General features: G+C 63.8%; 15 protein-coding genes and 1 tRNA gene. 5 read left to right on the top strand and 11 right to left on the bottom strand.

Translation table 11 applies throughout. From position 1 onward, the window contains the following. Positions 1 to 82: 82 nt before the first annotated feature. From OW521_RS09310 to OW521_RS09290, 5 genes are all read right to left on the bottom strand, one after another. Positions 83 to 910 carry an amino acid ABC transporter ATP-binding protein gene (locus OW521_RS09310; RefSeq protein ID WP_326494021.1) on the bottom strand — a complete coding sequence of 276 codons (828 nt, stop codon included), beginning with the start codon at positions 908 to 910 and terminating at the stop codon, positions 83 to 85. Next, positions 897 to 1,562 carry an amino acid ABC transporter permease gene (locus OW521_RS09305; protein WP_268024793.1) on the bottom strand — a complete coding sequence of 222 codons (666 nt, stop codon included), beginning with the start codon at positions 1,560 to 1,562 and terminating at the stop codon, positions 897 to 899. Before OW521_RS09305 ends, OW521_RS09310 begins: the two co-directional genes overlap by 14 nt. Positions 1,563 to 1,576: 14 nt before the next feature. Further along, the gene (locus OW521_RS09300) at positions 1,577 to 2,395 is read right to left on the bottom strand and encodes an amino acid ABC transporter substrate-binding protein (protein ID WP_268025791.1); all 819 of its coding nucleotides are present in this window, start codon (positions 2,393 to 2,395) and stop codon (positions 1,577 to 1,579) included. A 258-nt stretch (positions 2,396 to 2,653) separates the two neighbouring features. After that, complete coding sequence (locus OW521_RS09295; protein ID WP_268024791.1) at positions 2,654 to 3,370, bottom strand: hypothetical protein; 717 nt, start codon at positions 3,368 to 3,370, stop codon at positions 2,654 to 2,656. Continuing rightward, complete coding sequence (locus tag OW521_RS09290) at positions 3,367 to 4,092, bottom strand: hypothetical protein (RefSeq protein ID WP_268024789.1); 726 nt, start codon at positions 4,090 to 4,092, stop codon at positions 3,367 to 3,369. The genes OW521_RS09295 and OW521_RS09290 overlap by 4 nt, the downstream gene beginning before the upstream one ends. Before the next feature lie 212 nt (positions 4,093 to 4,304). Between OW521_RS09290 and OW521_RS09285 the strand changes: the two genes are divergently transcribed. Together OW521_RS09285 and OW521_RS09280 are read left to right on the top strand one after the other, a co-directional pair. Beyond that, a complete protein-coding gene (locus OW521_RS09285) occupies positions 4,305 to 5,975 on the top strand; it encodes an ABC-F family ATP-binding cassette domain-containing protein (protein ID WP_268024787.1) in 1,671 nt (556 codons plus the stop codon). Further along, complete coding sequence (locus OW521_RS09280; protein ID WP_268024786.1) at positions 5,972 to 7,885, top strand: ABC transporter ATP-binding protein; 1,914 nt, start codon at positions 5,972 to 5,974, stop codon at positions 7,883 to 7,885. The genes OW521_RS09285 and OW521_RS09280 overlap by 4 nt, the downstream gene beginning before the upstream one ends. Before the next feature lie 17 nt (positions 7,886 to 7,902). Here OW521_RS09280 and OW521_RS09275 read toward each other — a convergent pair whose 3' ends face one another. The 6 genes from OW521_RS09275 to OW521_RS09250 all read right to left on the bottom strand — a co-directional run bounded on the left by OW521_RS09275 (position 7,903) and on the right by OW521_RS09250 (position 15,278). Then, positions 7,903 to 8,820 carry a GGDEF domain-containing response regulator gene (locus OW521_RS09275; protein WP_326494020.1) on the bottom strand — a complete coding sequence of 306 codons (918 nt, stop codon included), beginning with the start codon at positions 8,818 to 8,820 and terminating at the stop codon, positions 7,903 to 7,905. 11 nt (positions 8,821 to 8,831) lie between these two features. Next, the gene (locus OW521_RS09270; RefSeq protein WP_268024783.1) at positions 8,832 to 12,146 is read right to left on the bottom strand and encodes a hybrid sensor histidine kinase/response regulator; all 3,315 of its coding nucleotides are present in this window, start codon (positions 12,144 to 12,146) and stop codon (positions 8,832 to 8,834) included. Then, the gene (locus OW521_RS09265; protein ID WP_268024781.1) at positions 12,143 to 14,188 is read right to left on the bottom strand and encodes a glycosyltransferase family 2 protein; all 2,046 of its coding nucleotides are present in this window, start codon (positions 14,186 to 14,188) and stop codon (positions 12,143 to 12,145) included. Before OW521_RS09265 ends, OW521_RS09270 begins: the two co-directional genes overlap by 4 nt. A 147-nt stretch (positions 14,189 to 14,335) precedes the next feature. Continuing rightward, on the bottom strand, positions 14,336 to 14,752 hold the full coding sequence (locus OW521_RS09260; RefSeq protein ID WP_268024779.1) for an NUDIX hydrolase: 417 nt from the start codon (positions 14,750 to 14,752) through the stop codon (positions 14,336 to 14,338). After that, the gene (locus OW521_RS09255; protein ID WP_326494019.1) at positions 14,749 to 15,204 is read right to left on the bottom strand and encodes a DUF6314 family protein; all 456 of its coding nucleotides are present in this window, start codon (positions 15,202 to 15,204) and stop codon (positions 14,749 to 14,751) included. Before OW521_RS09255 ends, OW521_RS09260 begins: the two co-directional genes overlap by 4 nt. A 1-nt stretch (position 15,205) precedes the next feature. Continuing rightward, positions 15,206 to 15,278: transfer RNA gene (locus OW521_RS09250), tRNA-Arg, on the bottom strand. Between the two features lie 127 nt (positions 15,279 to 15,405). Here OW521_RS09250 and OW521_RS09245 point away from each other — a divergent pair. The 3 genes from OW521_RS09245 to OW521_RS09235 all read left to right on the top strand — a co-directional run bounded on the left by OW521_RS09245 (position 15,406) and on the right by OW521_RS09235 (position 18,404). After that, positions 15,406 to 16,170, top strand: a complete 765-nt coding sequence (locus OW521_RS09245; protein ID WP_268024777.1) for a DUF998 domain-containing protein — start codon at positions 15,406 to 15,408, stop codon at positions 16,168 to 16,170. Positions 16,171 to 16,447: 277 nt separating this feature from the next. Further along, entirely contained in the window at positions 16,448 to 16,894 is a 447-nt protein-coding gene (locus OW521_RS09240; protein ID WP_268024775.1) for a DUF7793 family protein, read from the top strand. Then, positions 16,884 to 18,404, top strand: a complete 1,521-nt coding sequence (locus tag OW521_RS09235) for a putative bifunctional diguanylate cyclase/phosphodiesterase (protein WP_268024773.1) — start codon at positions 16,884 to 16,886, stop codon at positions 18,402 to 18,404. The genes OW521_RS09240 and OW521_RS09235 overlap by 11 nt, the downstream gene beginning before the upstream one ends. The last annotated feature ends 58 nt before the right edge of the window (positions 18,405 to 18,462 follow it).

Here is an 18,462-nt window from a genome sequence, read left to right as displayed (position 1 = left end):
GCGTGCCCGGCCAACCCAACTGGCTCGCATTAGATGTCGTTTTGAGCCCTCTAAACGACATCAACTGCGAGTCAGTTGGGCCTCAGACGTCGTGCTGCAGGCGCTTGACGAATTGCTTGGTGCGTTCCTGCTGCGGCTCCCTCAAGACCTCCGCGGCCGGCCCACGCTCCACTACGACGCCGCCGTCCATGAAGATGACTTCGTCGGCGACTTGGCGGGCGAAGGCGAGTTCATGGGTCACGATCACCATGGTCCACCCTTCGTCGGCAAGTTCCTTGATGACACCGAGTACCTCACCCACGAGTTCCGGGTCCAGCGCGGAGGTGGGCTCGTCGAAGAGCAGCAACTGGGGTTTGAGGGCGAGGGCGCGCACGATTCCCACCCGTTGTTGCTGCCCGCCTGACAACTCGAAGGGGTAGGCGTCGCGTTTGTCCGCGAGCCCTACCCGGGCCAGGAGCCTCTCGGCCTCGGCCACCACTTCCGCCCGTGGCCGTTTCTGGACCTGGACCGGTCCCTCGATGATGTTCTTGAGCACCGTCATGTGCGGGAACAGGTTGTAGTGCTGGAACACCATGGCACTGCGGTCACGGAGGGCAGCGATTTCCCGTTTACCCACGGTGCCGGCGAAGTCGAGCGTCAGTCCCGCGCCGGATCCGCGGACGGTCCCGGCGTCGGCGTCCCCGAAGGTGACAGTCCCGGCGTCGGGCACTTCAAGGCCGTTGAGCGAGCGCAGGACCGTCGTCTTTCCCGAACCGGAAGGCCCGATCAAGGCGACCACCTGTCCGCGGCGGACATCGATGTCGATGCCGCGCAGCACCTCATTGCTGCCGAAGGCTTTGGCGAGGTCCCGCGCGGACAGCACCAGCCCGGTGCCTGCTTGCGAGGCGTTGCTGCTGTCAGTGGGCGACATAGCGGTCCAATCTGCGCTCCAGGGCCGACTGGCCCGTGGAGAGGACGAGGCAAATGAGCCAGTAGACCAAGGCGGATTCGAGGTACAGGATCATGAATTCCTGGCTGAACGCGGCGATCTGCTGGGCATTGCGGAAGAGTTCGGTGACCAGGATGAGGGAAGCCAACGAGGTGTCCTTCACGAGGGAAATAAAGGTGTTGGACAGTGGGGGCACCGAAACCCTGGCAGCTTGCGGGAGGATGATCCGCACGAGCGTTTGAGGCCGGGACATGCCGATGGTGTGCCCGGCTTCCCATTGGCCCTTGGGCACGGACAGGATTGCGGCGCGGATGACTTCCGCCGCGTAGCCGCCCACATTGAGGGAAAACGCGATGATGGCGCTGGGCCACGGCTCCAGCTTCACGCCGAGGCTCGGGAGGCCATAGAAGATCACGAACAGCTGCACCAGCAGGGGAGTTCCGCGGATTACGGAGACGTAGAAGCGTGCGACCCCGGAGAGCACCCGGTTGGGGCTCAAGCGCAAGAGGGCAACGAGCAGTGCCAGTGCCAGGCCCAGGGCGAACGATGCCAAGGTCAGGGGGATGGTGCCCGTGACGGCGCCGCCGATGATTGGCCCGAACGAACTCCAGACGAGATCCCAGTTGAAGGTCATCTGTTGGCCCCCGGCTACTTGCTAACGTCTGCGCCGAAGTACTTCTGGGAGATCTTTGCCAGGGTGCCGTCTGCTTGAAGATCCGCCAGGGCTTTGTCCACCGCGGCCTTAAGCTCGGTGGATCCCTTGCGGAAGACCAGGGCGCTTTGCGTTTTGTCCGTTGTTTCCGCCGCGATCTTCAAGCCGGAGTCCGGAGTGGTCTTGGCGTAGTCGAGGTAGGTCAGTTTGTCGTTGACGGTTGCGTCGACGCGGCCCTGGCGGACCAGGGTTGCTGCCTGCGCCCAGCCTTCGACGGCCTGGACGTTGGCGCCTGCGTCAACTGCCATCTTGTAGAAGTTGCTGGTGAGTGACTGGGCGGTGGTTTTGCCTTTGAGGTCGGCGAAGCTGTTGACGGAGGTGTTGTCCGACTTGGTCACCACCACCCCGTTGGAGACCGTGTATGGCGCCGAGAAATCGTACTTGACCGTGCGCTCGGGGTTGATGGAGATCTGGTTGGCGATGGTGTCGAAGCGCTTGGAATCAAGGCCGGCGAAGATGCCATCGAACTGGGTTTCCTGGAAGGTCGCCTTGACTCCGAGCTTGCCGGCCACGGCCTGTGCGATTTCGACGTCGAAGCCCGTGAGCGAACCCGCTCCGTTCTCGTGGAAGCTGAACGGCCGGTATGTGCCTTCAGTGGCAATAACGATCTCGCCTTTGGACTTGATGGCGGACAGCGAGGTGTCTCCGCCCGATGTCGACGACGGCGATGATCCGCCCCCACAAGCGGACAGCGCCAGCGCGACGGCGGCAAGGGTTGCGGACAGTGCTGTGCGGCGAGTGGGCAGGCTCTTCATGAAAGCCATCTTAGTCACGGGTCCGTTCCAGCTACCGTACCGGCTGCCGGGGGCGTACATAGAAGGACGCTTAAAAGGCTGAGTGGGGGCGGTCCCCAACAGCCCGCCACCACTCATCCCCCCAAATGTGCTCCAGCACGCGCCACGAACCCTGGAAACCCGTTCATTGATTCGAAGGTCAGGCTGCTTCGCCTTCACACATTCATGATTATGCCACGATATAATGGATTTGTGAAAGAGGTTACGCGGTATGTTTATCTACTGCGTTGACGTTACCGCGCCGCTAGCGCGGTGCGCAATGGCCTTGGATAGCCAGATGCCTCCCAAACCAAGCGTGCTCGCCAACGCTGCCGAGTAGTTGATGAGTGGCCGCAGCCACCCGACCGACGCCGGGATGAGCGGAAAGACCTGCGAAACGATGAGCAATCCGAGGCCCAGGAGCAATGTCGCCGAGGCGGCCCGGAGCAGAACAGGACCCGAGCCTCGAACGGACCGCCACATGCCCGGGATGAGGCACACGGCAACGTAGCCCGGGTAGAACCGTCCCAAGGCCGCATAAATATCAAGGGCTGGCCCTGGATCCAGGTCGTTCAGGCCAACAGTGGAGTCCGAGGTGTCCATCGAGAAGAAAAAGAAGGCGGTGAGGACCGCGGTGACTCCCAAAACAGCCAAGCCGATTGGTCCCCTGATGGCGCGTTCCCCGCCGGGCGAAGCAAAGGCCCTGGCCACCTTGATGCCCATGAGCAGGAACGTCCCATAGAGCAGGAACCGGAGAAGCAGGTTGGACACATTGAAGTCGCCCAGCCACCCGTCGATTAACAAATAAGGACCCTCGATGCTGAGCAGGATGTCCAGGGAAATCAGTGCGAACAGGACGAACATCATCCGGTTCTCGCCCCGGATGGCGCTGGGAATGCGAATGGCCGTCAAAATGAGGCAAACGGAGAGCGTGGCCCACGCTAACACGGTGGTCATCCCAGGTTCTCCCAGATTCTATTGGTGTTGTCGAGTTCGTGCTCTTGGCGACGCAAGCCTTTGCCCAGGGCCTGTAGGCGCTCGCTGGCCAGCAAGGCCAGCTCGCCTTCCGTCATCCTGTCCAGGGCATCCCGCCGTGCCCCAGGGGGCCAACCGGCTTCGGCCTCCGTGACGAGGCCGCTGGCCACAAGGCCTCCGGCGGGTCCGACGCCGGCGGCCCGTGACGTGGCCAGCGCCAGTTCCGGGGGTAGCCGGTTGGCTGTCAGGTGCGCGGAGAAGTTCTGCGGCGCCATCCCGGTGGCATGGCTGACCCGGTGACGCAACTCGCCGTCGTCGATCGCGTCGACCCAGTTCCTGACTGACGTCGCGTGCGGCGTGTCCGCTAGGACGAGGGGCGCGAGGCCGTCGCGGGGTTCGGAGCGCTCCACGACCGCCCGCAATAGATCCATGGTGGAGACCTGGCTGACGAGTTCCGCGTCGGTGGGCGGAATCGGGGTCCCGCGAAGCGCCGCGTAGGCCTCGAATTGTGCCAGCGCATCGAAGGGATTCATGTCGAAGGCCCGGCTGATGCTCACGAGCGACGTCTCCGCCACCTTGCCGCGGACCAATTGCTGGGCGAGCGTGGTGCGTTTCACTCCTGAGAATCGGCAGACATCGGCCGTGCTGGTATTCGGGGCGATCCCGTGCAGCCAGCGCTGGAACGCCTTGGAAGGGAGGGACATGAACCACTTTCTGATAGACGGTTTCCGGCAGACAGTCTCTGACAGGACAGCGAGGTCGATTTTACGATGCGGGCACATTGAATTATGCTTGATTCTCGAACCCGCTGGTCCGCACACCCCCCAAGTACGGACCAGCGGGTTCTTCCATGCCCCCGCCCTTTCCGCACGGCGGCACTTTCCGCTGAGGGGCGGAGCAGTGAGAGGATAGACCAATGACTGCAACGCTCGTCGCCAAAGAGCTCTCCGGCGGCCACGGTCACCGCACCCTGTTCTCGAAGCTCTCCCTCACAGTGGCGCCCGGAGACGTCGTGGGTGTTGTCGGCGCCAACGGTGCCGGGAAATCCACGCTCTTGCGTATTCTTGCCGGAGCTGACCGTCCCCAAGAGGGCGCGGTCAGCCTCGCTCCCGCCGACGCCTTTGTCGGGTGGCTGCCCCAGGAACACGATCGCACTCCCGGTGAAACGGTTGCCGCCTACATTGCCCGCCGCACAGGTTGCTCCCAAGCCACGGCCGACATGGAAGCGGGCGCCGAGGGTCTCGCCGCCGGGACTCCGGACGCCGATGACACTTACTCCCTGGCTTTCGACCGCTGGATGGCGTCGGGAGCGGCAGACCTTGAGGACAGAATCCCCGCGGTCCTGGCGGAACTGGGCCTGGAATCAGGTCCGGATGCGCTGATGACCGGCCTGTCCGGCGGACAGGCAGCCCGGGTCGCCTTGGCCGCGCTCCTGCTGAGCCGCTTCGATGTGGTGCTCCTCGACGAACCCACCAATGACCTGGACCTCGACGGACTCGCCCGGCTTGAGTCCTTCGTCCAAGGCCTGAGGGGCGGTGCCGTGCTGGTCTCGCATGACCGGGAGTTCCTGGCCCGATGCGTCACCAGGGTCCTGGAATTGGACCTGGCACAGAACAGTGTGGCGGTCTACGACGGCGGTTACGACGCCTTCCTCGAAGAGCGGGCGGTAGCGAAGAGGCACGCCCGGGAGCGGTACGAGGAGTTCGCCAACACCAAGGCGGATCTTGTGTCCCGGGCCCGGACCCAGCGCGAATGGAGCTCGCAGGGCGTCCGCAACGCCATGAAGAAGAATCCGGACAACGACAAGATCCGCCGCGCGGCCAGCGCTGAGTCTTCGGAAAAGCAGGCCCAGAAAGTCCGGCAGATGGAGTCCCGCATCGCGCGGCTTGACGAGGTGGAGGAGCCGCGGAAGGAATGGCAGCTGCAGTTCACCATCGGCCACGCCCCGCGCTCCAGTTCCGTCGTCGCAACCTTGCGCGACGTCGTCGCGCATCAGGGCGATTTCACGCTGGGACCGGTCAATCTCCAGCTCAACGCGGGCGAACGCATCGGCATCACGGGACCCAACGGCGCAGGAAAGTCCACCCTCCTGCGGCTCCTGCTGGGACTTCAACAGCCCGACGCCGGGGATGCCTCCATGGGCGTGTCCGTGGCGATCGGCGAGATAGACCAGGCCCGAGGGCTGCTGGCGGGGCACCTCACCCTGGCAGACGCCGTCGAATCCGTCCTGGTCGAATGGAACTCCGCGGACGTCCGCACCCTCCTGGCAAAATTCGGCCTCAAAGCGGACCACACGTCCCGGACCATGGATTCCTTGTCCCCGGGCGAACGCACCCGGGCAGCGCTTGCACTGCTGCAGGCCCGCGGCGTCAACCTGCTGGTCCTGGACGAACCCACCAACCACCTCGATTTGCCGGCCATCGAGCAGTTGGAAGAAGCACTTGACAGCTACGAAGGCGCGCTCCTGCTGGTCACGCACGATCGCCGCTTGCTCGAAAACGTCCGGCTCGATTCCCGTTGGCACCTCGACAACGGCACCGTGACTGAACTGCAGCACACTTCCGGAATGGGGAATCACAAGTCATGAGCATGGATGGCGTCGCCTGGCGCTCGCTCTACAACATCACCCGCGCGAAGAGTGGCTCCCAGCCGTTCTCCCGGGAGACCATCAAACGTGTGCTGGCGTTCGCCAAACCGCACCGGAACAAGTTGATCGCCTTCGTGCTGGCCTCCATTGTGGGCGCGGTCCTTGCCGTAGCCACGCCGGTGTTGGCTGGCCGGGTGGTGGACGCGATCATTGCCCGCTCCGGGGTAGACGTAGTGATAGGGCTCGCCGCGCTCATCGCAGCCGTGGCCGTCGCCGATGCCGGGCTTGGCTTGCTGACCCGCTGGCTGTCTTCGGTGATCGGCGAAGGCGTGATCGTGGATCTGCGGACCCGCGTGTTCGACCACGTGCAGCGCATGCCCATTGCGTTCTTCACGAGGACCCGTACCGGAGCCCTTGTCAGCCGTCTCAACAACGACGTCATCGGAGCCCAGTCGGCCTTCGCGGGCACTCTCTCCGGAGTGGTCAGCAACGTCGTGTCCTTGGCGCTGACCCTCGTGGTCATGCTCAATACCTCCTGGCTGGTCACCGTCCTGGCGATGGTGCTGCTGCCGATCTTCCTCATCCCCGCACGCCGCATGGGTTCCAAGCTGGCCGACCTGCGCCGCGAAGCCGCGTCCCACAACGCGGCCATGGGAACCCAGATGACGGAGCGTTTCTCCGCACCCGGCGCTACGCTCGTCAAACTGTTCGGCCGTCCGGACGAAGAATCCGCCGAATTCGCCCTGCGCGCCGGCCGTGTGCGGGACATCGGCGTCCGCACCGCCATGTTGCAGTTCACGTTCATCACGGCACTGACGCTTGTTTCTGCCCTCGCCCTCGCGCTCGTTTACGGACTGGGCGGTTGGCTTGCGCTGGGCGGGCAGTTGGCAGCGGGCGACGTCGTCGTGCTGGCGCTGCTGCTCACCCGCCTCTATGCGCCGCTCACCGCGCTGTCCAGCGCCCACGTGGAGGTCATGAGCGCGTTGGTCAGCTTCGAGCGGGTCTTTGAGATCCTGGATCTTGAGCCGCTCATCCAGGAAAAGCCCGACGCCGTCGCGGTGCCTTCGGGACCCGTTGCAGTGGAGTTCGACGACGTCCGCTTCGCCTATCCGTCCGCGGACAAGGTGTCCCTTGCGTCGCTGGAGGAAGTGGCCACCCTGGATACCCGCGGCGGCGAGGAGGTCCTGCACGGAATCAGCTTCCGCGTTGAGCCCGGGCAGACCGTGGCGCTCGTGGGGTCCTCCGGCGCAGGCAAGTCCACCGTGGCCCAGCTGCTGTCCCGCCTGTACGACGTCGACTCCGGCACCGTGCGCTTGGGCGGGAGCGGGCAGGGTACCGGCCTGGACATCCGCGACGCTACGTTTGACTCCCTCCGTGCGACGCTTGGCATGGTCACGCAGGACGGCCATCTGTTCCACGAGAGCATCGCCTCCAACTTGCGGCTTGCCAGGCCGGGCGCGACGGACGAGGAAATGTGGGACGTGCTCCGGCGGGCCCGGCTCGAAGCCATGGTCCGTTCGTTGCCGGACGGACTGGAAACGGTGGTGGGGGAGCGCGGCTACCGCCTTTCGGGCGGGGAACGCCAGCGCCTCACCATCGCGCGCCTGCTGATCGCGCAACCGAGGGTTGTCATCTTGGACGAAGCCACGGCCGCCTTGGACTCCACGAGTGAAGCCGCCGTCCAGGCGGCCTTGGGCGAGGCGCTCGCTGGACGCACCGCCGTCGTGATCGCCCACAGGCTCTCCACCATCCGGGCTGCCGATGTGATTCTGGTGGTGGAGGACGGATCCATCGTTGAGCGCGGCACGCACGCAGAGCTTCTCGCGGCGGATGGGCGCTACGCCGAGCTGTACAACACCCAGTTTGCTGAGGCCACGGCTGTGGCAGAGGAAGCTGTTCCGAAGCTGTAAGGCCTCGGTATCCAACTTCAGTTTTGGGTGTGTTGCCGAACTTCTGGCGCAACTTCCACGCGGTTTCTGCCAGCTGACTTGGCTGCGTACAGGGCCATGTCGGCCTCCTTGAGGAGCCGTTCGCTGCTGACCCGGTGGTCGGGAACGTAGGCCGAGACTCCAGCGCTCACCGTGAGGGTCCCGGAGGGATTCCCGGAATGCGCGATGCCCAGGCCATGCACAGCCGCGAGTGCACGCTCCAGCCTCGTTTCTGCCCCGGACACAGTCTGACCGGGCAGCAGGAAAAGGAATTCCTCTCCGCCGAACCGGTAAATTCCATCGCTTTGGCGCCCTTGGCGGGCGAGGGAAGCCGCGACGGCCTGCAGCGCCAAGTCACCGGCTTGGTGGCCGTAGATGTCGTTGTAACTCTTGAAATTGTCGACGTCGCAGATGGCCAGGCTGTAGTCCGTCCCGTAACGAGCGCATTTGTGGTGCAGCTGCTCCAGATCCTCCGAGAGCTTCAGCCGGTTATGGAGCTTCGTCAAGGGATCGGTCCGGGCTTGCTCCGCAAGCGCGGCGCGGTAGCGCGCAAGGTCCGTGTGCAGCGAAGTAACCCTTTGCGCCACCAGAAGGCGGGTATGCAGGGTGAAGGGATCAAGGGGCTTGGCAACATAGTCGTCCGCGCCGGCACGCATGCCGGCGACCACGTCCTCGCGTGAGTCCTTGGATGTGACAAGGACCAGATAGGTGTAGGAATCCTGCTCCGCGGACCTGATGGCCCTGCAGAGGTCGAGCCCATCGAGTCCGGGCATCATCAGATCAGTCACGACCACCTGCGGGCGGTGTTGCCTGTACAACTCCCAGGCGGAGCTGCCGTCCGCAGCCACGATGCACTCGTGGCCGGACTGCTCCACTGCTGCTTTCGCTACCAGGCGGGAACCTAAGTCGTCATCCACTACGAGCACCTTCATGGGGCCACCGCCAAAGCATCGTCCAGTGCTTTGTCAACAACGGCCAGTTCGGCTTCAAGACCGGCGAGGAGGGCGCGATCGCCAGGCGCTCCGTCTGAAGAGCCGTGTTCCATCTCTTCGCACATCCGGGCCGCGCGGGCGGCTCCAATGTTGGCTGCCGAGCCTTTCAATTTATGGGCTACCTGTCTGAAAGCGTCTCCGCCTCCGTTGTCCAGAGCCTGGCGGAGTGCCTCCAGGCTTGGTTGGATGTCTTGCCGGAAGGCCTGTGCTGCGGCGTGCAGCAACCCCAGCCCGTCCGCCGGGCCGAGGGCTCGCAATGTTTCCAGCCTCGCGGGGTCGAGGGCAGGTTCGGTGCCTTCCTTCGCCGGCTCGGGTATCCACCGTGCGAGAACCTGGTTCAATTTGTCCATGTCCACCGGTTTGGTGAGATAGTCATCCATGCCGGCGGCAAGGCAGCGGTCACGGTCCTCATCCAGGGCCCCGGCGGTCATGGCAATGACGGGGAGCCTGCGGTGTCCATTTTGCCGTTCCCGAATGGCTTTGGTTGCTTCGAATCCGTCCATGACGGGCATGTGGCAGTCCATCAAGACCGCCGCGTACTTGGTCGCCCCAGTTGCGGCGACTGCCGCACTTCCGTCAGCGACGACGTCGGCCTCGTACCCTAACTTTGCGACCATGCCCCGGGCCACGAGCTGATTGACCTCGTTGTCCTCCACGATCAAAATCAGGCCGCGCGAAGGCTGGCTGAAGGTGACGGGGACAGCGGGAGAGACGCCGGGAGCGCTGACCGGATGGGTCGCTACAAGGCGCATGAGCCGATCGTAGAATTCAGAGCCGCGCACGGGCTTCGTGAGCCACTCCTGAACCCCGGCCGCCACGAGTTCGGCCTTGTCCACATTCATGGTGGACGTCAGCATGATGATCCGGATGGAGGCCAACGCGGCGTCGGTACTCAGTGTGCGCGCCAGCTCCAGCCCGTTCATGTGGGGCATGCACATATCGAGGACCGCAATGTCGAAAGGACGTCCGGCGGCGGCTTCCTCGCGGCAACGGTCCAAGCCCTGTTGGGCATCGCCTACAGCCTCCGGTTTCATCCGCCAGCCCGCTAGTTGCCCTTCGAGCACCAAGCGGTTGGTCGCGTTGTCATCCACCACCAGGACCCGGAGTCCGGTCAGCTGATCGGGAGAGATCGACGACGGAGCTGCGGCGGGACCTGTCACTCCCAATGGAAGGGTGGCCCAGAAAGTGCTGCCATTTCCCAGCGAACTGTCCACCCCGATCTCGCCGCCCATCACCTCTGTGAGCCGCCGCGAGATCGCCAGTCCCAAGCCGGTTCCGCCATACCGCCGGGTGGTGGAGGCATCGGCCTGTGAGAAGGACTCGAAGAGCCTGAGATGATCTGCTGCCCCGATCCCGATCCCGGTGTCACGGACTTCGAAGCGCACCCAGACGTTTGCGGGGTCCTTCTCCACGACCTTCACGCTGATGACGACTTCACCGGAAGGCGTGAACTTCACGGCATTCGAGGCCAGATTGAGGAGAATCTGCCTGATGCGGCCTGCGTCGCCCACCAGCATCGCCGGAACCTCCGGGCGGCAGTACGCGATGAGTTCCAGGCCCTTGGCCTGGGCGGCTTCCGCCAGGAGGGCTGCGAGCTCCTCCACCAGGGTGCGTGGATTGAACGGTGCGGGGTCCAGGTCAACCTTGCCCGCTTCGAGTTTCGAGAAGTCCAGAATGTCGTTGATCAGGGCCAGCAGGGCTTCGCCCGCCCCTTTGACGCCCTCGGCATATTGCCGCTGGGTTTCTTCCAAGGGGGTGTCCAGTAGCAGGCCGGTTAATCCAATGACGCCGTTCATCGGCGTGCGGATTTCATGGCTCATTGTCGCCAGGAACTCAGACTTCAAGCGGCTGGATTCCTCGGCGGCTTCCCGCGCGGTCACCAACTCGGCCTGCGCGAGCCGACGTTCGGTGATGTCCCGGGATATCGTGGCAACTCCGTGGATGCCGCCAGCACCGCGGATGGGGGACATCGTCAGGGAGATGGGCACAATGGAGCCGTCGCCTCGTAGTCGTTCCGTCTCGTAGCTGCGCGTTTCCCCGCCAGCCGCGATCGCCGCGAGGAGGCCTTCTTCCTCGTCCTCAAGATCGTCCGGAATGATGAAGGAAACATGCCTGCCAATTGCCTCCGCGGCGCTGTACCCGTAGATCCGTTCGGCGCCGGGATTCCAGCTGGTGATGACGCCGTCCGGGGTCTTGCCCACGATGGCATCGGCCGATGAGTTCACAATGGCGCCCAGACCTTCGAGTTCAGCCGTGCGCTGGGCAACCTTGGACTCGAGATCCCGCGTCAGGGCGATGTTCTCCAGGATGATGAGAATCTGTCGCGTAACGGCCAGGGCGAGCGCAGTAAGGCCTACGGTCTGGAGGAAAGGGTCGCTGGGACGCCCAACACGTATGGGCGCCACCATGACGGCACCGAAGACGGGGACGTAGGGGAGGAGTTCCAAGGCCAAGGTGTAGAGGCGCCGGTCGGTCCGTGGACGCGGGGCGTAGGGGACCAGCGGGGCGAGGGCGATCAGCAGGAACGCTGCGATCCAACCTGCGGCCAGGGGTGTTCCGGTCAGTCCAGTGACGCCGTCGGAGGTCAGGTCCACGTAGGTACTGTCAGTGATCGCAAGGATCAGCAGCCCGCCACCTAGGCAGACCCACCTGAGGCGCTCCCCTGGTGCCCTCCTCATCATGAGCATGAGGACTATGGAGACCATCACGATATCGGCAACCGGATAAGCAAGACCGGTGAGATAGACAAGGGTTTCCTGCCCTCCGGCCCTGTACATGGAACCGAGGACGGTGGCCCAGCTCATGAAAAGCACGGCGGAGGCGATTACTGCCGCATCCAGGAGTCCGCGCAGGAAAGCAACCCGGGAAACCCGGGGACGGGGGAACAAGTAGAGGCCGATCGCGGCCGGGATCGAATAGCCGACGAAAAGGGCGTCGGCTACCGAGGGGTAGGGATAGTCGTGGTCTAGGGTGAGTCCGAAGAACGTCCAGATTGATTGGGCCACGGCCCAGACGAGCGTGGCCAGGGTCATGAACCACCAGGCGCGGGCACTTTCGTCCTGCCGCATGGCGGCGCGGGCGCAACTGGCTGAAGCGATCAGTACGGCTGCCAGGATAGCGAAATCGCCGACGGTCTGTGACGCCCACGTCCCTTGGTTTGCGTCGAGGATCATCGCCAGGATGACCACGGCCGCCCCGGTGGCCACCACTATCCAAGCAAGGGCGGGCTTTCGAATCTTGTACCGGCTCATGCTGACTCCCGAGTTGCGATGGCAGGAACGCCGGGAGGAAAGCCGGGCAACACATTATCGGGAGTGTGGAAAAGCCAGAGTGCGAGGCTTCGATAGGCGTTCCAGTCGCCGTCGTGAACCTGCAGTGACGCCGTGCGGCCGTTCCTTGACGTGGACCAGACCCGAACGATGTCCAAGGCAATCGGTTTGGCCCCCGGCAGCGCCAGGTGAACGCGGCCAGCCTCCGGCAGCGCGTCGGCCTCCACTTGAACTGCGGCGCCACCCATGGAGATATCAAGCAATTCGCCAGGGACACCCTCAACCGTGACGGGTATGTTGATGGTGGCCCGGTGGGCGTTCCTTCGTGATGTGGCGAATTCGGCGGCTCGGATCCGGAGCGTTCCCAGAACGAGGACCACTCCGGCCAACACCAGCCACACGCCGGCGGCAATAGTGGAGCCCGGACTTGTCCGCCAGGGCACCCATCCCAGGACTCCCGCGGCTGCGTAGAGAATGATCCCGGCCACGATGAAGATCAACACAAGGAGGACCCACGGGGCACGCCCGCGGAGTCGAAGCTCTGCAGCGCCTTTGGGAGTGACTTGGAACTCGAGGGTCTTGCGCGAGACGAGCCACCAGAGGCAGGCCATGCCAACCGGGACCCGGAAGATCCGCAGGGCGAACGCCGTCGGCCAGTGGATCTGGTGGCGCATGAGTCTTTTTGCGCCCCACAAACGGACCCAGAACATGGCTCCAAAGGCGAGGGTGAACTCCACGGGGCCGGCGGTCGAGGTCTGGGCTCCTGAGATCATCACCGCCATCGGAATAATGAACGCAATCAGGGTAGCAATGCCTTCCAGCCACCATAAGGTTCCGTTGATGTATTCCTGGAAGTTCCGCCAGGTCATCCAGCTCTTGGCGGCCCACAGGCGCTCGTAAGTAAGGATCTGCATCGCGCCCATGCCCCAACGGCGGCGTTGCAGCAGGTACTGATCGGCCGTTGCCGGGGCCAGGCCCACTGCCAGGGTTTGGTGGTGGTACACGGTCTTCCGCCCGATCCGGATGAGCTTGAGGGTGGTGTGCATGTCCTCGGTGATGGTTTCGGTGGCTACACCACCTACCTCACGAAGTGCCTTGACGCGGAGCAAGGATGTTGACCCGCACCAGAAAGGCCCCGCGCCGGGAACGTTGCGTGAGGGCATGAGGACGTTGAAGAACAGCCCCTGCTCGCCGGAGATTCCGTCGTCGTCGAAGGCTCCGGAGTTATAGAACGCCTGCGGCCCTTGGACAAGGGCGATTTCCTCGTCGGCGAACCAGCCCAAGGTGGCCGTCAGGAATGTCGGGAGGGGTACGTGGTCGCAGTCCAGCACGGCAATGATGTCGATTGGGTCTTTGCCGGCGGCTTCCTCGGCGGCCATCAGATCCAGCGCGTGGTTCATGTTGCCCGCCTTGGCATGATCATGCTCGGTGCGGGTTACAAAGCGCGCGCCGAAGGACGCGCACATCTCGTCAACCCACGGGCGGGATCCGTCATCCAACACCCATGTCTCGTGGTTCGGTTGAAGGGCGCAGGCCGCGGCGATCGTGGGGGCAAGGACCTCCACCGGTTCGTTGTACGTGGGGATCAACACGGCGACCCTCATGCCATTGGGCGGTTCGGCTACCGGCTCCGGGGCATGACAATCGATGTTCCACAGCGTGATGGACTTCAGGACGAGCCCCACAAGGGGGAGGGCCTCAAACGTCACCAGCGTCCAAGCGATGACATGGTCCCAGCCACCAAGCGGCATGGTGAACGAGATACGCCACGTCAGGTAGAGCAACAAAGCCGCGATCGAAACTAAGCCGCCGGTCCTCGCCATTCTGCGGGAACGCGGAGCCTCCGGCGCGGGGGGACCCAGTTGCGCCGCCCAAGCGGCGATTCCCGCAGCCGAGTAGGCCCTGACCTCGCGTGGAGTGTCACGGAACTTTGTCCGTTCTCCACCGGGCTCTTCAGTGGCGCGCCCGTCTTCAGCGGCGCGCCCGTCTTCAGCGGCGCGCCGGCGCTGAACAATAGATTGCATGCGATCCCCCAGCTGGACCTGACAATGCAGCCTGTATCAAGTTAAAACAAACTGTGCGACCACTATAGTCAGTTCTCGCTGGATTTTCATGGGAAAACCGCGAAGTTTAGGCGGTGTTAGACGCGGATTTTCCTTGCGTGCGTAGCCTCATCTTTTCGCAAGCATCGGCAAGACATGGTCCGTCAGGAGCGGGGCCAGATCGTCCGGAAGTTCAACCGTGAGGTCCAGCCAGCGGATCTCTGCTATTTCGGCCGAGGGATGGGCCTCCCAGGTGCCCGGAGCGATGAAGACGGTGGCCTCGATGTCCGTGGCGGCCTCATTGGCGGCGACGGCGAGCCAGCTGCCCAAGGGCTGCAGGTCCGCGGGGTCGATGGCGATTCCGACTTCCTCGGCCAGCTCGCGGGATGCCGCCTCGGCCGCCGTTTCGCCGGGTTCCGGCTTGCCTCCCGGGTGCATGAATTTCTCCGTGCCGCGCTTTCGGACCGTCAGCAGCCGCCCGGCGTCGTCGTAGACGCAGACCGCGCTGACTACGATCAGGTCCTTGGCTGGGCTGTCAGGGGTCATCGTTCTCTCCTCAGCTGCGATTCCAGCAGCAGATCCTTGGCTGGTCCGTGGACGTCCCAGGCGAAGCTAAAGGCATCCGGCCCGCCCCAGAGGTAACTGACTTTGTAGTCATCAGGATCGCACCAGTGACGGTCTTGGTTGGCATGAGCTGTGAAGCTCATGCGATGGAAGGGTTTGCCATCAGGGAAGTAGACGTCCATCGCGGCGGGCGAGTCCGAAGGCTTCAGGAGGTATTCGCGGAAGGCCGGGCCGGTGTGGGTGGGCCAGGTCATGGTGCCGTCTTCGCGGAGGAGGAGCCCGCCGTCGGGGGTTTTTGAATAGCGCACGACGCCGGTGAACGCGCCACGAGTGCCGCTCGCCCTGTCCCACAGGGACCGGTCCACGGTCCAGCTGCCCAGCAGGTAGGCCCGCAGGTCTTGCGTCGGAGACGATCTGTGCGGCTGGTCTTTCAAGTGCCCTCGATTGGAATCGAACCAACGACACCGGCTTTAGGAGAGCCGTGCTCTATCCACTGAGCTACGAGGGCCTGTGCGCGTGCCGGAAGCTCCTGGGAGCCGCTGGCCGGGCACGCATACAAGCATACAAGCTGCCGGGGCAGCCCTCGAACACCGACAAACCGTCGCCTCTCCGTATGTGCCGCTAGGCTGGCCCGCATGGGAGATCAGATGACGGTGCCGGCCGCCCCCGGCGACTACCTGCCGGACCTGGCCTCGACCCGATCGATCATTGGCGGCTGGGCGCAGTTGAGCGTGGTGCAGTATTTCGTGGCCGAATCGGCAGTGATCGAAGCCTGGCGCGGGCCCGAGGCGTACGATCGCCGGACTGGTTTCATCAGCGACCTTGGCGCCATCAACTGCGGGATCTACGAGCACCGTGACATCTGTTCGCCGCTCCATCTGCTCATGAATGCGTCCTTTGTGGTGCAGGGCCTTGGAATGCTGTTTGGGGCGCTGCTGCTCAGCTCCGCGCTCCTGTGTATAGCGGCCCGTCCCGGTGTGCGGATCCAGCAAGGCGCCGCCTATCGCAAAGCGTGGACGTCCGCCGTCGCGGTCCGCGTTTTCACGGGCATCTCCGGGCTGGGAACTGTCATTGTCGGGTGTGTGCCGGAAGACCTCAGGTCTCCCTTGCATCTTGTTGGCGCACTCATGTTCTTCATCGGCGGAGCGTTCGCCCTGTTGCTCCTCGGGCTGCTCTGGCTGCCGCATACGCCCATGAGTTGGTTCATTCTCGTGGCTGGAACGGTGTCGCTGGGCGCCCTCGTGGTGGGCGGCCTGACCCGGATGGATGTCCCGGAACCCGGAACCTTGGAACGCCTGATGGCCTATCCGATCACCGTCGGATTTTGCGCTGCGGGGCTGGTGGTGGCGCAACGGGTCCGGGAAGTACGACGGACAGCGGCGCGGTTTGCAAGACGCTGACTTTTCAGGGGTAGCCTCATGTCAATGGGAGGGCAGTCTGTGCATTATCATGAGTGCACTCACCGGAATGGCGCCGGGCTGAGGGTTCCACGCAGCTTGGCGCTGAACTAGATTGATCGACACGGCAGAACCTAGGACCCATGACTCATCAGCTTGTTCTGCGTCGCACGGGACACGCAGGCTTCATATTTCCCATAAAGGAAACATCCTACCTCCTGGTTCGTGCCTTTCAGGACCTTCGCGGGCTGATTGCCCGACGCCGGCGGGCCACACAGCGATGAGCGCCCAGACCCTGCCTGCCCAGGAATCCCGGCTTCCCGATGGTGCGCTTCATGTTTCTTCGGAAACGGTCTTCGGTGTTACGGAACAGATCACGGTCGACTTGTCGCAAGACGGCATCGTTGAGGTCACCCTGCCGCCCAACACCGTGGTCCGCTCGCCGGAGGCCCGGGCTGCCGCCGCGGCCGTCCGGGCTTTTGCGGAAGGACGGAGGCTGCCACTGCTGCTGACGGTGACCGGAGTGCTGTCAGTGACGAACGAGGCGCGCCTGGCTTACACGAATTCAGTGTTTGTTTCGGCATGTGCCTTGCTGGGGGAAAGCCCCGTCGATCGGGTGATCGCGCACTACCTCCTTCGCGCAAAGCCGGAATCAGTTCCGGCGCGGTTCTTCACCTCCGAGGCGGAAGCCCGCGACTGGCTGAGAGAGCGCCACCGTGAATCATGAGCCCCAGGATCCACGACTCCTTGCCCTCGTTGAAGGGGTAGCCCGGATTGCGGACGGCGACCTCAGCACACGGATCCCGGTCTCGGGTCCGCGAGACGAAGTGGCTGCCGTCATTACCGGCATCAACCTCATGGCGGACGATCTTCAAGCCATCTACCAGGAACTCGAGGACCGGGTCGAAAACCGCACAGCCATGCTGCGCGAGGCCCAAATCGAACTCGAGAGGATGGCCCTCACAGATCCACTGACCCAGCTGGCCAACCGCACTGCCCTCAACAGGGCACTGAGCCACGAGCTGGCGGAGTCCGAACGGGGAGAACTTCCACCCGCATTGCTCGTCTTGGACCTGAACTCGTTCAAGGGCATCAACGACACCCTGGGGCACGGTGCCGGCGACACTGTTCTGCAGGTCACCGCCAATCGCTTGCTCGCGGCGGTCCGCGAAGGAGACACGGTGGCCAGGCTCGGCGGGGACGAGTTTGCCGTCATGCTGCCAAAATCCAACGCGGCGCACGCGCGCGGAGTGGCCAAACGGATCCTCCGGGCAGTGGGCGAGAGCATCGAAATTGGCGAAGTGCGGATCATCTGCGGAACAAGCATCGGGCTCACGGTTGGCGAACCTGGGCAGTCAGTGGACGACCTCGTGATGGAAGCCGATACGGCGATGTATGCGGCCAAGGCCGAGCAGCGGAGCACTGTGAGGGTCTTCGAGCCCGCCTTGTTGTACGCACGCCGACTCCAAGGCCTCATGATCTCGGAGCTGCGTGAAGCCATCCGGACAGATCAGTTGGTCCTCTACTACCAGCCTGTTGTCGAGTTGAGCTCGGGCCGGATTGAAGGCGCGGAAGCGCTGGTGCGGTGGAACCACCCCGACAGGGGATTGCTGATGCCGGATGCGTTCATTCCGTTGGCCGAGGAAACCGGCATCATCATCGATCTGGGCTATTGGGTCCTTCGCCAAGCGATGCGGCAATTGCGCGAGTGGCAGGACGGCCCGGGGGTGGAAGAAGACTTCAGCATGCGGGTCAATATTTCAACAACTGAACTTCAAAGCCTCGACTTGATCGAGCATGTGCGGGAAGTGCTCGCCGAGACCGGAGTGGAAGCAGCCAGGCTGGTCATCGAACTCACGGAGTCGATGGCCCTGAACGGCAGCGATATCGACAAATACTCGCTGACCGGCCTCCGGCGCCTGGGGATCCGCTTGGAGATTGATGATTTCGGCACTGGCTATTCGTCCATCAGCTATCTACGCAACCTCCCGGTCAACGTGGTCAAGATTGACCGGTCCCTGATCCAGGGCTTGGGCACGGACGACAAGGAACGTGACTTTGTGGCGGCGGTTCTTCAGCTCATCCACGCCTGCGGAATGCAGGCGGTTGCTGAGGGTATCGAAACGGCAGACCAAGCGGCTGAGCTTTCCCGTCTCGGTTGTGCCAGCGGCCAGGGGTACTACTTCGGCCGGCCCATGCCACCGGAGAAATTCGCGGAACTGCTGCGCGGCGCCTGAGCGGAGTTGCGGCGGCAACTAAGCGGCAACTGAAAGGCACCGGACCTTGGTCCGGTGC

The organism is Arthrobacter sp. MMS18-M83 (assembly GCF_026683955.1).
Lineage (GTDB): Bacteria > Actinomycetota > Actinomycetes > Actinomycetales > Micrococcaceae > Arthrobacter.
Note: the sequence above shows the minus strand (reverse complement) of the source record. Positions and strands in the feature narration are given on the sequence as shown.

Bases quoted from the DNA above. Each gene is read 5' to 3' on its own strand.
- OW521_RS09260 (WP_268024779.1), bottom strand. From the start codon at position 14,752: ATGACCCCTGACAGCCCAGCCAAGGACCTGATCGTAGTCAGCGCGGTC.
- OW521_RS09240 (WP_268024775.1), top strand. From the start codon at position 16,448: ATGAGCGCCCAGACCCTGCCTGCCCAGGAATCCCGGCTTCCCGATGGT.
- OW521_RS09265 (WP_268024781.1), bottom strand. From the start codon at position 14,188: ATGCAATCTATTGTTCAGCGCCGGCGCGCCGCTGAAGACGGGCGCGCC.
- OW521_RS09295 (WP_268024791.1), bottom strand. From the start codon at position 3,370: ATGACCACCGTGTTAGCGTGGGCCACGCTCTCCGTTTGCCTCATTTTG.
- OW521_RS09285 (WP_268024787.1), top strand. From the start codon at position 4,305: ATGACTGCAACGCTCGTCGCCAAAGAGCTCTCCGGCGGCCACGGTCAC.
- OW521_RS09300 (WP_268025791.1), bottom strand. From the start codon at position 2,395: ATGAAGAGCCTGCCCACTCGCCGCACAGCACTGTCCGCAACCCTTGCC.
- OW521_RS09290 (WP_268024789.1), bottom strand. From the start codon at position 4,092: ATGTCCCTCCCTTCCAAGGCGTTCCAGCGCTGGCTGCACGGGATCGCC.
- OW521_RS09245 (WP_268024777.1), top strand. From the start codon at position 15,406: ATGGGAGATCAGATGACGGTGCCGGCCGCCCCCGGCGACTACCTGCCG.
- OW521_RS09305 (WP_268024793.1), bottom strand. From the start codon at position 1,562: ATGACCTTCAACTGGGATCTCGTCTGGAGTTCGTTCGGGCCAATCATC.
- OW521_RS09310 (WP_326494021.1), bottom strand. From the start codon at position 910: ATGTCGCCCACTGACAGCAGCAACGCCTCGCAAGCAGGCACCGGGCTG.
- OW521_RS09280 (WP_268024786.1), top strand. From the start codon at position 5,972: ATGAGCATGGATGGCGTCGCCTGGCGCTCGCTCTACAACATCACCCGC.
- OW521_RS09270 (WP_268024783.1), bottom strand. From the start codon at position 12,146: ATGAGCCGGTACAAGATTCGAAAGCCCGCCCTTGCTTGGATAGTGGTG.